The sequence below is a fragment of the Clostridium sardiniense genome (assembly GCF_050584765.1).
Lineage (GTDB): Bacteria > Bacillota > Clostridia > Clostridiales > Clostridiaceae > Clostridium > Clostridium sardiniense_A.
In genome coordinates, this window is sequence record NZ_JBNOOR010000001.1 from 1,793,059 (window position 1) to 1,807,127 (window position 14,069).

Consider the following 14,069-nt stretch of genomic DNA (forward strand, 5'->3'; position numbering starts at 1 on the left):
AATCTAATTTTATCATTTATTTATAAATAATAAAACCTTTTCTGATTCATCAAATTGATATAAACCCTTATAAATAGTATAATTAAGAAATATGATAAGTATTAAAATTTATAAGTGAGGATATATTATGATTGTTTTAAGTTGTAGAAATATAAAAAAAAGTTATGGTATACAAGAGGTATTAAAAGATGTAACAATATCTATTAATGAAGGAGACAAGGTAGGTTTAATCGGACCTAATGGAGAAGGTAAATCAACCCTATTTAAAATATTATCTAAAAATTCAACTCCAGATTCCGGAGATATTTTTGTAGATAAAAATAAAACAATAGGATATCTTTCACAACATCTTAACCTTGATTCAGAAAATACAATTTACGATGAGGTATGTAGTGTATTTAAAAATTTAATAGATTTAGAAAATAAAATTAAATCTTTAGAAATTAAAATGAATGAACCCTATGATGAAGATAATGCATCATACCATGAGAAGTTAATTAAAGATTATACTACTGCACAAGAACTTTATTCCCATAGGGGTGGTTATACATATAAAGGTGACATAGCAAAGGTATTAAAAGGTCTTGGTTTTTTAGAAGAAGACTTTAATAATTTAATTGAGAATTTAAGTGGAGGTCAAAAAACTCGTGTAGCATTATGTAAGCTTTTACTTCAATCTCCAGATATATTACTTCTAGATGAACCTACTAACCACCTTGATTTAGAAGCAATTGAATGGCTTGAAGAATTCTTAAGTACATATAAAGGAACACTTTTAGTAATATCCCATGATAGATTCTTCTTAGATGCTGTTACAAATAAAACATTTCAAGTTATAAATGGTCATGTTAATTGTTATAATGCTCCTTATACTAAGTATTTAGAACTTAGGGAAAAGGATTATGAAACTCAGCTTAAAGCTTATAACCTTCAGCAAGCTGAAATAAAGAGACAAGAAGAAATAATACAAAAATTCAGATCATTTAATAGAGAAAAAAGTATTAGAAAAGCTGAAAGTAGAGAAAAAGCTTTAGAGAAGCTTGATAGATTAGATGCACCAGATAAAGAAAAAGGAGCTTCTAAGATTGCTTTTGAAACCATTGTTAAAAGCGGACATGATGTTCTTCACATTGAGAATCTTGCAAAATCTTTTGGGGATACAAAGTTATTTAGTAATGTATCTTTCGACTTAAAAAGAGGCGAAAAGGTTGCTTTAATAGGTGAAAATGGTAGAGGTAAAACAACTTTACTTAATATTATAATGGGTAAAGTAAAAAGTGATTCTGGTAAAGCAATTTTAGGTGCTAATGTTAATATTGGATATTATGATCAAGAGCAATCCGATTTAGATTATAATAAAACTATTTTAGATGAAGTTTGGGATGCCTTCCCTGATTTAACAACAACTAAAATCCGTACTGCCCTTGGCTCATTCTTATTTACTGGAGATGATGTTTTCAAAAAAATAGAAACATTAAGTGGTGGAGAAAAATGTAGAATAAATATTTTAAAGCTTATGCTATCACAATCTAATTTTCTTCTTTTAGATGAGCCTACAAACCATTTAGATATACCATCTAGAGAAGCTCTAGAAGATGCTATATTAAATTATGATGGTAGTATGCTTATAGTATCTCATGATAGATACTTCTTGAATAAAGTAATAAATAAAATAGTTGAATTAAAAGAAAATGAGATGACTGAATATCTTGGTAATTATAATTATTATATAGAAAAGAAAGAAAATCCAACTCGTTTTGAATCTTATGAAGAAATAGCTAATGGTAAAACAAAAACTCAAGTTAAAGATGAGAAAAAAAAGGTTAAACTTGCTCAAAAAGAAATAAGAGTTAAAAGAACTAGACTTAGAGAAGTCGAAAATGAAATATCAGAATCTGAAGAATTACTTGAAAAGTTAAATAATGATTTATGTTTAGAAGAAATTTATTCAGATCCTAAAGAGGCTGAACGAGTAAATCATGAAATTTCAGAAACAGAATTAAAAATTGAATCTTTATATGAAGAATGGGAAAACTTAAGCGAAGAATTAAATAATTAATTATAAGGAGGATGACTTTATATACCATCCTCCTTATTTTATAAAATAATAAGTTTTAATTTATATATGTTTTCTTCTTTTTATTTATTATATATATAGTTTCTTCCTTTGAATAATTTGAAATATTTATTTCATTCCATCTTATATATGATGGCTTTTCATATAATTTTTTATCTATAATTTCTATTATTCTATAATTTCCATCCTCTATGTTTGAAAATTCCACCCTTCCATTTTCATCACTATATTTACTTACTACAAGGTAAGGTGATACCCCATTTATTCTATATAAATTTATCTTTATGCCTTCTAACTTTTCCCCATTTATACTATCCATTAATGTGTGTACAATTATATTCCCCTTAATATTTCTGCTTTCATCACATTTATGTGATTCAATTCTATTATCATGTTTTTTATATGCTTCCCTTCTCAAATAAAAACCCCCTAAATTAATCTATAATATACACACTATGATTAATGTTAGAATGTTGTGATTAGAAAAATAATTGATATATTTATTTTTCTAATAAAATTTTTCAGATTATATTATTTTACAGATCCCATAATTTATTAATCTCTTATTACTCATACTTGCCTTGAATAAACTAATTAGGAATTATTAATTTATTTTGCAATATAAATTTTATAAAAACAAAGATCAGGGGCGATATTAATCACCCCTGACCTTGCCTTTTTATGGCTATATATTTATATATAAGTTATTTACTATTTTTATTTTCTTTTTTACCTACACCATTTAATACTAAGTTTAGTATCACTCCAACTATTGCTGCAAAGCTTAAACCAGATATTGTAACAGTTTCTGTTATTTTAAGTCCTATAATAAATCCAAAGTTTTCATTTAACATAGGGTTTATATATGGTGCTATTAGACCTACAAATAATATTGCTCCCATTATTATAAGGTTTTTCCAATTAAATTTAACATTTTCATTTTTTATTGTTTTAGTACCTACTATAGCTATCATACTAAATAACATCAAACTTATTCCTCCCATTACTGGCTCTGGAATAGTTCTTATTGCTACACCAAATTTTGATATAAGACTAAGTGCTATAGCAAATACTGCTGCTAATCTTAATAATGATGGATCATAATTCTTAGTAACTGCAAGTACACCTGTATTTTCTCCATATGTTGTATTTGCAGGTCCTCCTAATAATGAAGCAGTTAATGTAGCTAGTCCATCTCCAAGGAATGTTCTATTTAGACCTGGATCTTCTATAAAATTCTTACCAACTACTATTCCGTTTGTTGTTATATCACCTATATGTTCCATAAATACTGCAAGTACAACTGGTGCTATTATAGCTATTGCACCTATATTAAATTTTGGTAATGTAAAGTTTGGAATTGAAAATAGAGCTGCTTGACTTATAGCAGTTGTGTCTACGAAACCTGTAAAAAGTGCAACTATATATCCTACAGTCACTCCTATAAGTATTGCTATTTGCTTAATAAAACCTCTTCCAAAAAATCTTATCATTAATGTTGTTCCAAGAGTTATAGCTGCTAAAATTAAATTTTTACTTGCCATATTTAATGCTGTTGGTAATAAATTCAAACCTATTACCATAATCATAGGTCCAACAACTTGTGCTGGTAGTACTCTTTTAACTTTATCTACACCTATTTTCTTTATAAGGAATGATGTTAGTACATATAAAAGCCCAGCTACGAACATTCCACCTTGTGCATATCTTAAATCACCATAATCTACTTTTACTACATTTATTACTGCTATAAATGCAAAAGATGAACCTAAGAACACTGGCACTTTTCCTTTAGTACATGCATGGAATATTAAAGTTCCAACGCCTGCTGTAAATAATGCTACTGATGGATCTAAACCTGTCAGAATTGGCACTAATATTGTTGATCCAAACATTGCTATTAGATGCTGCATAGCTAGTACACATCTTATAACCTTTTCTTTTATTGTTCTTTCTGTCCTTAATTCACATGTTTCAAATAATTGCATAAAATTATCACTCCTTGTTATATATAAGGAGAAATCTATTAAACTTCTCCCTTTTTCAGCCTCTCTGGACTGATTTTAAAAGGTATAAAAAAAACTTCTTACTTTAGTAAGAAGTTATAATTACTCGCAAATAATTATATATAGGAATATACCTATACATAACACTATTTCCTTCTTACTAGCCTCTCTGGACCAATTTAAAGAATATTTTATTATTTGAATTATATCATATATATACGACTTAATTCAACATTTTTTTGTTATGAATATATATATTTTTTTTACTTAAAATATATATATTCATATATTATTTAAAAGAAGGTGTAATAATGACAAAAAAAATATTAACTTTTTTAGTAATGATCTTTTCAATAGTCTTAATACCCCAAGTTTCTTCTTTTGCTTCTTCTGATAACTCTAAAGATGGTAACTCTAAAGAAAAAACAATATATTTAACCTTTGATGATGGGCCATCTAAGAAAGTACTACCTGATATATTAGATACCTTGAAAAAAGAAGAAGTTAAAGCAACCTTCTTCGTTATTGGAGAAGAAATAAAGGGGCGAGAGGAAGTTTTAAAAAGAGTTCATGAAGAAGATCACTCTATAGGACTTCACACTGTAACTCATGAAAAATGTAATATTTATTCCTCAAACGATTGCTTTTTAAATGAAATGCTTAAAGATCAAAAAATTATAAATGAAACAATTGGAATATCTCCTACAATTTTAAGATTTCCTTTTGGTTGTAATAATACTTATTATAAACTTACTCATTCTATGGTGGATTTACTTCATAAGAATAATCTTAAAATTTATGATTGGAATGTAGATAGTGGTGATGGTGCTAATCATAACTTAAGTCCTTCTACATATATAAAAAATTCAAAGAGTAATAAAGATATGATAATACTTTTAATGCACTGTGGTACTATGAATAAAAATTCTGCAAAAGCATTACCAGAAATTATATCTTATTATAAATCTAAGGGATATACTTTCAAAAAAATCGATGAATCAACACCAGAATATTTCCATTACATAAAAAAGAACGAGCAATAAATGCTCGTTCTTTTTTACTTACTAATAAACTGTTTATAAAATAATTTTTTAACATTTTCAAAATTATCTGGTTTACTAAAATAATATCCCTGAATCTTATCGCAACAAATACTTTTTAAATAAATAACTTGTTCTATATCTTCCACCCCTTCAGCTATAACTTTTATTCCAAGCTGATGGGAAAGATGTATAATATTTTCTACAATACACCTACTCTTTACATTACTCATTAAATCTATTACGAAACTTCTATCTATTTTTAGAATGTCTATTGGTAATTTTGTTAAATAGTTTAAAGATGAATACCCTGTCCCAAAATCATCTAATGCTACACTTCCACCAAGTTCTCTAATCTGATTTAATATTTTAACATTTTTATCAAATGATTTCATTAAAATACTTTCTGTGATTTCAACTTCTATATATTTTAATGGAATATTATATTTTTCCATAAGATCTTCAAGATCTTTAATTATCGTATTGTATCTTAATTGTAGCTCTGATAAATTAACGGCAATTTTAAAATCATCATATCCTTCTGATAATAATTGTTTTACTTTTTTAAATACCTCTTCCAGTACAAACCTTCCAATTGGGAGAATTAATCTAGTTGCCTCTGCTGTTGGTATTATTTCATTTGCACTTACAAGCCCAAGTTCCCTACTATTCCATCTAAGAAGTGCTTCCATTCCATGCATTTTAGAGTCATTTAAAGATACATTAGGTTGAAAGACTACAAATAGCTCATTGTCTTTCAGTGCATTCTTAAGACATCTTTGAAGGGTATATACTCTATTAAGTTCTGTATATATACCATTATTAAAAAATATGTATCCATTCTTTCCATTCTTTTTAGCATAATACATAGCAGTATCAGCTGATTTTAGAAGCATATTAAAATCATTACCGTTATGAGGGGAAAGTGCAATTCCAATACTTGCAGTTATATAAAGTTGCTTTCCTTTTACATTTAAAGGAGATTCAAAAACTTTTATTATCTTCTTTGCGAATTTTTCTGCCTCTTCAATATTTTTAATATTTGGTTCAAATATAATAAATTCATCACCACTATATCTGCCTATAACACTACATTCGGTTAAAATTGATGTTAATTCATCAGCTATTAAATATAATAATTTGTCTCCAACTTCATGATTAAAGATATCATTTATAAACTTAAAATTATCTAGGTCAATTAAGAAGAATGCTCCAATGTCTCTACACTTTTCACATCTTGAAAGATAACTATTTATAACACTTTTCATAAAATATTTATTTGGTACACCTGTTGTTGTATCATACTCTACTACCTTATTGTACTTTTTTTGCAAAACCTTTTCACATGTTATATCTGTTAATATTCCAATATATGAAAATCCATCTTTAGCATTGTTATCCTTTTTAAAAATACATTTAAACCAATATGTATTATTATCCTTATTTATACCTTTTAAGATAAATTCATTTATTGCATTACTATTATGTAAAGAATTAATAAGTCCCTGAAAGACGACCTTACTATTACTATCTAGTAATAGTAAGAACTCATCTTTAGTTAATTCAACGTTACATTCTTCTATATCAAATATAGCAGTAACTAGTCCACCTACCAGCTGTACCTTTTCTTCTTCTGGGTTCCATCTTATAAATGTATCTCTTGTATATTTATAAGTATTTTTTGTAAAAATCAAATTATCTATATTGATTTTCCCTGTAAATTCAGATAGTTTCAGAGCAGAAACTTTTTCATTATTTTTGATATCTCTATCATGATATTTCATTGTCATTACCCTTAAGCTAAATTATTCGTTTTTATCTTTATTTAAGCTTTCCTCTTTTCTTTTTTTATCATTAATTAATGTCACAACCAAAGCTGTAGTAGCAGCAGCTAAAGCTGCAAACTTTCCTGTTTTTTTTATATTCATAATTAACCACCTCTCTCTTTTTTATACATCTTTTCTTTATTATAACCCATTTTATAGCATCTATTCTATAGTAAAATATAAAATTTCAAATTGAAAAAAGAGTAGCATTCTTAATATTTAAATGCTACTCATATAAATTATAATTATTTAAATTGATTTAATGAATCTTTGTATTCATACTCACCTTTATCTAGAGCTTCTATTAATACTTTTTTATCAATATCCATGTCTTCACATAAAAGATCTAGATTAGAGTAATAATCTCTAAGCTTAAGATTAATTACACTTACAAGAATATTTACATCCATTTCTTTTATTTCTTCTGTAGTCACTTTCTATCATTCCTTCCTAGCTTCTATAAATCTGAAAAACTAATTATTTTTATGTTGTTTTTTGAAACATACTCTTTTATTTCTTTTGATGTTAATATTTCAAGTTCTTTCTCTCTTATCATGTTATAAGAAGAAATAGCTTTAAGCTCTTCTCCATTTGCTGATGGATGAGCCATAAATTCCACAACATCATATTCTTTTTTTAATTTACCTAATCTATCAATTAAATATTCAAGTGATATATTTTTTAGATAAAATGAATTATCAAAATAATCAGGACACTTTATATTATTTTCGTCCAATATATGCTTCATATCATTAAAAGGACATCTCATAGGTACCTTTAACTCTTTTGCAAGTTTTATTACTAAATTGAATATGTCTTTATTATATGCATAAAAATGATGATGTCCATCAATATGATTAAGCTTCATCCCTGTATCTTGGAATTTTTTAATCTGAGCTCGTAACTCCTTTTCCACTTCTTTAATATCTATGTTAGAAGGTATAAGTTCTGGCTTCCTATAAAAGTTTCCATTCTCATCACATATACTCTTTACTTCATCTTTTGGCAGTACTGGCTTTCCACAAGTAAAAGTTAAATGTATACCCATCTTATCTATTCCTTCATTTTTTGCCATATCTATTGCTGCTTCAAAAAATGGCATATTAGCCATAGCTGTTGTGTCACCCATTACTCCAGTTTTAATACATCTTATTATTCCCTCTGATACCCCTTTTGTTATTCCAAAATCATCACCATTAATTATTAACCTCATTATTCCCATCCCTCTTTCTTATTTAATCTCTAGTTTATAATATTTTATAAAATTATTTCCTAGGACATACTAAAACTCACCTTATAAATTCCTTTTAATTATAGCATTATTTGTGAACTATCCCAATTCTTCCTTCAATTTTTTTAACTATTATTCCAGATAAAATTATAGTTATAGATTCTACTATAGGTATAGTCATCCAAACTCCATCTACTCCAAAAATTACAGAGAATATATTAAGAACTATTATAATTAGTACAAACCCCCTAATTAATGATAACCCAGTAGATAATTTAGATTTTTCTATGGATTGTAAGAAGCCTATATTAACTATATTTATTCCCATTGGAATAAAGGCTAAGAAATATATTCTAATTCCCTTTGTTGCTATTTCAAGTAATCCTTCTGTATTACTTGAAAAAATACTTACTAAAACCTTTGGCATAAATAATCCTATGCTTAAAAATACTATTCCTGATATGAGTGCTATTCTTACCCCCAATTTATAAGTTTTAAATACTCTCTTCAATTTATCAGCACCGTAATTCACTCCGAGTATTGGCTGCATACCTTGTGATATACCATTGAAAATTGCAACAAATATCAATGCTACATTAGCAATAATACTATATGCTGATACAGCTAAATCCCCACTTATCTTAGCAAGCTTTACATTAAACATAAATATAACTATTCCTGCTGATATTTCTAATATAAAACTTGGGAATCCATTTGATAATATTCTTTTTACATACTTTCTTGATAAACTTTTCGCCTTAAATTTTATTCCATTTTTTCCAGTGAAGAAATGGCTAAGTAATATTAATATACCAACAATTTGACCTATGGTTGTTGCTATAGCAGCACCCTTCATTCCCATGTTAAGTGGAAATATAAATATATAATCTAACACTATATTAGTTATGTTAACTCCTATAATTGCCCACATTGATTTTTTAGGATCTCCATCATTCCTAACAAATACATTCAAAATACTTGCCATTATAAAGGCTATACTTCCTCCAAGAATTACTTTTAAATAATCCATAACAAGTGGTAATAATGTATCTGAAGCTCCAAGAATAACAGAAATTTGTTTTAAAAATATACTTCCAATCACTGTTATTAAAACCCCTATTATAAATGCAATAGAAATTGATACTGTAAAAATTTCATCTAGTTCATCATACCTCTTTTTGCCTATACTTATAGCAAGAACAGTTGCACCACCAACACCACATATAAGACCAATTGAGTTAAATAAATTATATATTGGTATTCCAATATTTAATGCTGCAAGTCCATCATTCCCTATTCCTTGTCCTATAAACATAGTATCTAAAAAGATACATAAAGAAAGTCCAAGCATACCTGTAATGCTAGGAATCATATATCTAATTATTAATTTTAATATATCTTCTTTTAGTAAATCTACTTTTTTCATTGTCTTTTTTCTCCTAATTCTATTTAAAACTATTTACTAATAATTACATCCTATATTGTTAGTCTTCACAATCATAACCAATCTTTTTAAATTCAACATTAAAATCATTCTCCTTTATATTGATTATTGCAAAGCTTATTTTATTATCATAAGATAAACCTAATGAACCTGGATTTATTAAAATTTTACCTTCATAAAATGATAAAAGACATTGATAGTGAGTATGCCCAAATAATACATACTCAAAATCCCCTTCATAATCCATTAAAAACTTTTCTATACTTTCCCCATTATATAGAATTGGTATATCTCTATTATTATTTTTTCTACTATGAACCATAAGAAATTTTTTATTATATAAATTAACAACTCTACTTTTCGGAATATTTCTAAGCCATATTTTTTCATCATTACTTAGTTTATCTTCTAAAAATACTAAATCTTCATCATGATTTCCACATACATTTATAAATCTCTCATCATCTTTTATTATTCTCATAGCTTCAATTGGATTTAAACCTCCAAGTATATCACCAAGATTTAATACCATATTTATTTTATTTTTTTCTATGTAGTTAATAAAATACTCTAATGCTTTTAAATTCCCATGCAAATCAGATATAATAGCCACCCTCAAAATTCTCTCCCCCTAAAATCATATAATCTAATAAATTTATATTAACATAAATAACCTTAATCTAATACTTATAAATATAATCTTGCTAATATATTACTTTAAACTTGCTTTTAAATTTACTAATACTAATATACTTTCCAGTAATTTATTGATAAAATATTTCTTGGTAATATAGTTTATAATATATTAACATTTAGGAGGATTTTTATGAAATTAATTGCAACTGATTTAGATGGGACACTTCTAAATTCAAATCATAGTATTAGCCAAGAAAATGTACTAGCTATTCTTGAGGCTCAAAGAAAAGGAATTGAAGTTATAGTTTCAACTGGTAGAACTTTTAGTAGTGCTAAAAGTATATTAAATACTGCTGGTATTGATACTCCTTTTATAATATCTAGTAACGGATCACAGATACATACAGCTCAAGGTAATGAATTACAATCTTATCCACTTAGTAAATCTGTTCTTGAAAGACTCTTACCTTATTTAGACATTAATAACTTTTATTATATTATCTCAACAGATAGTTATCTAATTGAACCTTCAAATGGAAGAGAGAGATTAATTGCAGATTTTTATAAAGCTAAAGAGAGCGATGGTTCTATTAATGAGGAATATCTACAAGATACTTTAGATTTATTTTACACATCAGATACTTCAGCAGAAGTAAGACAAGCCAATTCTATATACGATATTATCAATACGCCTTGCTATAATATAGCAATAGTATCATTTAGTCAAAATAAATTATTAAAAGGCCGAAAAGCTCTTAAAGATATGAAAGGCATCTCAATCGTTTCATCTGCTGATAATAATTTTGAAATAGTAAGTGATCTTTCTTCAAAAGGAAATGCTGTTGAATATGTTGCTAATTCACTTGATATATCTTTAGAAGATGTTATGGCAATTGGAGACAACTTTAACGATCTTTCAATGTTTAAAAAAGTAAGATATAGTGTAGCAATGGGTAATGCTAAAGATGATATAAAAAAAGAGTGTAGATTTGTTACTCTAAAAAATGATGACCATGGAGTTGCCCATGCTATTTATGAGCATATAAAAAAATTAGCATAATTATATAAAAAAAGTGGCTAATATTAGCCACTTTCTATTCTTCCTCATTATAAAAATCTAAATAAGAATGTTTTACTCCATCTTTTTCCCATCCTAAGATAGAATCCATAGATACATTTTCTGCTGCTTTAAATATTGATTTATCTACTCCATCAAAGTTTTCTTTAAGATTTTTTATTAAATCTTTTATTTCAAACCTCTTATTTCCAACCTTTTTAGCTGCAACCATACATGCACAGTTAAGAGGCCATATTCCACTATAATTTATAAATCTCTTAATATAATCTTCTTCTATAAAGTACATTGGTCTTATAAGTTCAAGTCCCTCAAAATTCTTTGATTTAAGTTTTGGAAGCATTGTCTTAAAGTTTCCTGCATAAAGAATGTTTAAAAGAGTTGTCTCTATAACATCATTATAGTGATGTCCAAGTGCAAGCTTATTACATCCAAGTTCTTGAGCCTTTGCATATAAAGAACCTCTTCTCATTCTTGCACAAAGATAACAAGGATATTCACTAGCCTTTTCATCAATAACCTTAAATATTCCTGATTCATAAATATGTATTGGTATATTTAGATAATTACAATTATCTATTAAAAGTTCTCTTATTTGCTCATGATAACCTGGATCCATAGCAATAAACTCTAAGTCAAATTTAATTTGACCATGCTTTTGAATCTCTTGGAATAGTTTTGCCATAAGAAGTGAATCTTTTCCACCTGAAATAGCTACTGCAATTTTATCTCCTTCTTCAATGAGATTATATTGCTTAACAGCCTTAACAAACTTAGTCCATATCTTTTTTCTATATCTTTTAACTATACTTCTTTCAATTTCCTCTAAGGTTTTCTTTTCCTCTTCTGGAATTAATCTTTCACAACCTTGTCCTGCTATACTCATCTTATCACCTCATTCATCAAAATATTATATCATTTTTCTTATAAAAGTAAAATGAAAAGCCAGTTATTATACTGGCTTTTCTCTAATAATCGTATATACTACTATTTTGGCACATAGTAATCTTTAATGTATTGCCATCTACCATCTTCTTGTATGAGCATAAAAACTCATTTAATTCAGTATCATTTAAATCTATTGATTTTTCACTTACTATAGTTACATATTCTTTGTCTAAAATAATTCTTACATTATTATTTTCATTTTGTATTGAATATTCTTCTATTTGTTTTGTTAAAACCTTTTTATTATATTTTTCTTGGAATGACATTTTCTTTCTTAACTTCTCATAATCTGGTTGCATATCCTCTAGACTTATATCAATTCCCATGTTTTTTAAGCTATCTTCCATTCCAGAAGGATCAAATCCGTATCTTTCCATGACTTTCTTTTGTATATCAAAAAGCTTTTGCTGAGAAATATTATTTTCTTCCATATATTTTGAAATATTTGAAGAAAAATCACTTAAACTCATTTCTCCTGTTTGTGTCTTATAAAACAAATCATACATATAACCTTCAAATTTATCTATATCTTTTTCATTTACTCTATTTTTCAACTCATTAAAATCAATTATTCTATCATCGCTCATAAATTTCAGCTCCTTAATTTAGATTTATGTCCCCTTACTCCTTATTATATATCAAAATAAGGCACTACAAAAGTAGTACCTTATTAAATATAAATTAATTATCTGTTCTTAACATTTGTAAATGCCTCATCATAAAGTTTTAGTTTATCACCTAAATATTCATAAGTCTCACATTTATCTACAACTTCCTTTGGCATGTAGGCATTTGGATTGTTTTTAACATGATCCTCTTGAGCTTCTTTAGCTTCCTTTTGAGGAGTTGTATATCCAATCTCTTCAGCTATCTTTAAAGCTGGCTCTTTAGTGCATAAATAATTTATAAACATTTCAGCTTCTTTTTTGTGCTTAGCACCCTTTGGAATTACTAATGAATCAACCCAGAAATCGGCTCCCTCTTTTGGAACTACAAATTCTAAATTCTCATGCTCATCTGCTAAATTAAGACCTTCACCTGACCATAATACACAAAGTGCAGCTTCTCCCGCTACCATTTTATCTAAAAGATCATCATCTCCATAAGCTAAAAGATTTCCACTAGTGTCTAGTTTTATTAATTCATCTTTTGCTTTATTTATCTCTTTTGGATTAGTTGAATTTATTGAATATCCAAGTCTTTTTAATGATACTCCTAGTGCATCTCTCATATCATCTAACATAAATACACTCTTTTTATATTGTGGATCCCAAAGACTATTCCAACTATCAATTGTTCCCTTAACTAAATCCTTATTATATAAAATTCCTATTGTTCCTGACATATAAGGAACTGAGTATTCATTTTTAGGATCAATTGACTTACCTTTAAAAGAATCATCTATCTTATCAAAGTTTGGGATATTACTATAATCTATCTTCTCTAGTCTATCTTCTTTTCTTAATCTATCAACCATATAATCTGATGGAACTGCTAGATCATATTGAACAGCACCAGAGGATAACTTTGCATACATTTCTCCCATATTTGCATATGTATCTTGCACAACTTTAATTCCAGTTTCTTTTTCAAAATCACTTATAACTTCATCTGGTATATTTTCCGCCCAGTTAAAGAAATTTATAGTAACCTGCTCTTGTTTATTTTCAGCACTACACCCTACAAATAACGTAGTCATAAATACTGCTGAGATTATTGAAGCAATAATCTTTTTACTTTTTTTCATTTAATTATGTCCTCCTGTTTTTATTAACTTTTAAACTTA

General features: G+C 27.2%; 14 protein-coding genes. 3 read left to right on the plus strand and 11 right to left on the minus strand.

All coding sequences use genetic code 11. The features are described from left to right. Positions 1-127: 127 nt before the first annotated feature. Positions 128-2,059 carry a ribosomal protection-like ABC-F family protein gene (gene abc-f, locus ACQPUW_RS08860; RefSeq protein WP_430837078.1) on the plus strand — a complete coding sequence of 644 codons (1,932 nt, stop codon included), beginning with the start codon at positions 128-130 and terminating at the stop codon, positions 2,057-2,059. 55 nt (positions 2,060-2,114) lie between these two features. On the opposite strand, the gene ACQPUW_RS08865 is transcribed toward abc-f, so the two are convergent. Together ACQPUW_RS08865 and ACQPUW_RS08870 are read right to left on the minus strand one after the other, a co-directional pair. Next, positions 2,115-2,495 (minus strand): MSCRAMM family protein, encoded by a 381-nt coding sequence (locus ACQPUW_RS08865; protein ID WP_430837079.1) that lies wholly within the window; start codon positions 2,493-2,495, stop codon positions 2,115-2,117. A 286-nt stretch (positions 2,496-2,781) separates the two neighbouring features. Next, entirely contained in the window at positions 2,782-4,065 is a 1,284-nt protein-coding gene (locus ACQPUW_RS08870) for a uracil-xanthine permease family protein (protein ID WP_430837080.1), read from the minus strand. Positions 4,066-4,394: 329 nt separating this feature from the next. Between ACQPUW_RS08870 and ACQPUW_RS08875 the strand changes: the two genes are divergently transcribed. Next, positions 4,395-5,126, plus strand: a complete 732-nt coding sequence (locus ACQPUW_RS08875; protein ID WP_430837081.1) for a polysaccharide deacetylase family protein — start codon at positions 4,395-4,397, stop codon at positions 5,124-5,126. Between the two features lie 14 nt (positions 5,127-5,140). Here the strand turns inward: ACQPUW_RS08875 and ACQPUW_RS08880 are convergent, their stop codons facing one another. From ACQPUW_RS08880 to ACQPUW_RS08905, 6 genes are all read right to left on the minus strand, one after another. Further along, entirely contained in the window at positions 5,141-6,907 is a 1,767-nt protein-coding gene (locus tag ACQPUW_RS08880) for a putative bifunctional diguanylate cyclase/phosphodiesterase (protein ID WP_430837082.1), read from the minus strand. Between the two features lie 21 nt (positions 6,908-6,928). Then, positions 6,929-7,051: a hypothetical protein gene (locus ACQPUW_RS08885; protein ID WP_279381495.1), complete on the minus strand. Its 123-nt coding sequence runs from the start codon at positions 7,049-7,051 to the stop codon at positions 6,929-6,931. Between the two features lie 143 nt (positions 7,052-7,194). Then, positions 7,195-7,383, minus strand: a complete 189-nt coding sequence (locus ACQPUW_RS08890) for a DUF4250 domain-containing protein (protein ID WP_430837083.1) — start codon at positions 7,381-7,383, stop codon at positions 7,195-7,197. A 23-nt stretch (positions 7,384-7,406) separates the two neighbouring features. After that, on the minus strand, positions 7,407-8,162 hold the full coding sequence (locus tag ACQPUW_RS08895; RefSeq protein WP_430837084.1) for a carbohydrate deacetylase: 756 nt from the start codon (positions 8,160-8,162) through the stop codon (positions 7,407-7,409). A 106-nt stretch (positions 8,163-8,268) separates the two neighbouring features. Further along, positions 8,269-9,606 carry an MATE family efflux transporter gene (locus tag ACQPUW_RS08900; protein ID WP_430837085.1) on the minus strand — a complete coding sequence of 446 codons (1,338 nt, stop codon included), beginning with the start codon at positions 9,604-9,606 and terminating at the stop codon, positions 8,269-8,271. A 58-nt stretch (positions 9,607-9,664) separates the two neighbouring features. Beyond that, positions 9,665-10,237, minus strand: coding sequence for a metallophosphoesterase family protein (locus tag ACQPUW_RS08905; RefSeq protein WP_430837302.1), 573 nt, complete (start codon positions 10,235-10,237; stop codon positions 9,665-9,667). A gap of 213 nt (positions 10,238-10,450) precedes the next feature. On the opposite strand from ACQPUW_RS08905, the gene ACQPUW_RS08910 reads away from it, so the two are divergent. Further along, positions 10,451-11,320 carry a Cof-type HAD-IIB family hydrolase gene (locus ACQPUW_RS08910; RefSeq protein WP_430837086.1) on the plus strand — a complete coding sequence of 290 codons (870 nt, stop codon included), beginning with the start codon at positions 10,451-10,453 and terminating at the stop codon, positions 11,318-11,320. A gap of 34 nt (positions 11,321-11,354) precedes the next feature. On the opposite strand, the gene ACQPUW_RS08915 is transcribed toward ACQPUW_RS08910, so the two are convergent. From ACQPUW_RS08915 to ACQPUW_RS08925, 3 genes are all read right to left on the minus strand, one after another. Then, positions 11,355-12,221 carry a tRNA 2-thiocytidine biosynthesis TtcA family protein gene (locus ACQPUW_RS08915; RefSeq protein ID WP_204593672.1) on the minus strand — a complete coding sequence of 289 codons (867 nt, stop codon included), beginning with the start codon at positions 12,219-12,221 and terminating at the stop codon, positions 11,355-11,357. Between the two features lie 82 nt (positions 12,222-12,303). After that, a complete protein-coding gene (locus ACQPUW_RS08920) occupies positions 12,304-12,870 on the minus strand; it encodes a DUF3867 domain-containing protein (protein ID WP_430837087.1) in 567 nt (188 codons plus the stop codon). A 98-nt stretch (positions 12,871-12,968) separates the two neighbouring features. Next, the gene (locus tag ACQPUW_RS08925; RefSeq protein WP_430837088.1) at positions 12,969-14,030 is read right to left on the minus strand and encodes an ABC transporter substrate-binding protein; all 1,062 of its coding nucleotides are present in this window, start codon (positions 14,028-14,030) and stop codon (positions 12,969-12,971) included. Between the last annotated feature and the right edge of the window lie 39 nt (positions 14,031-14,069).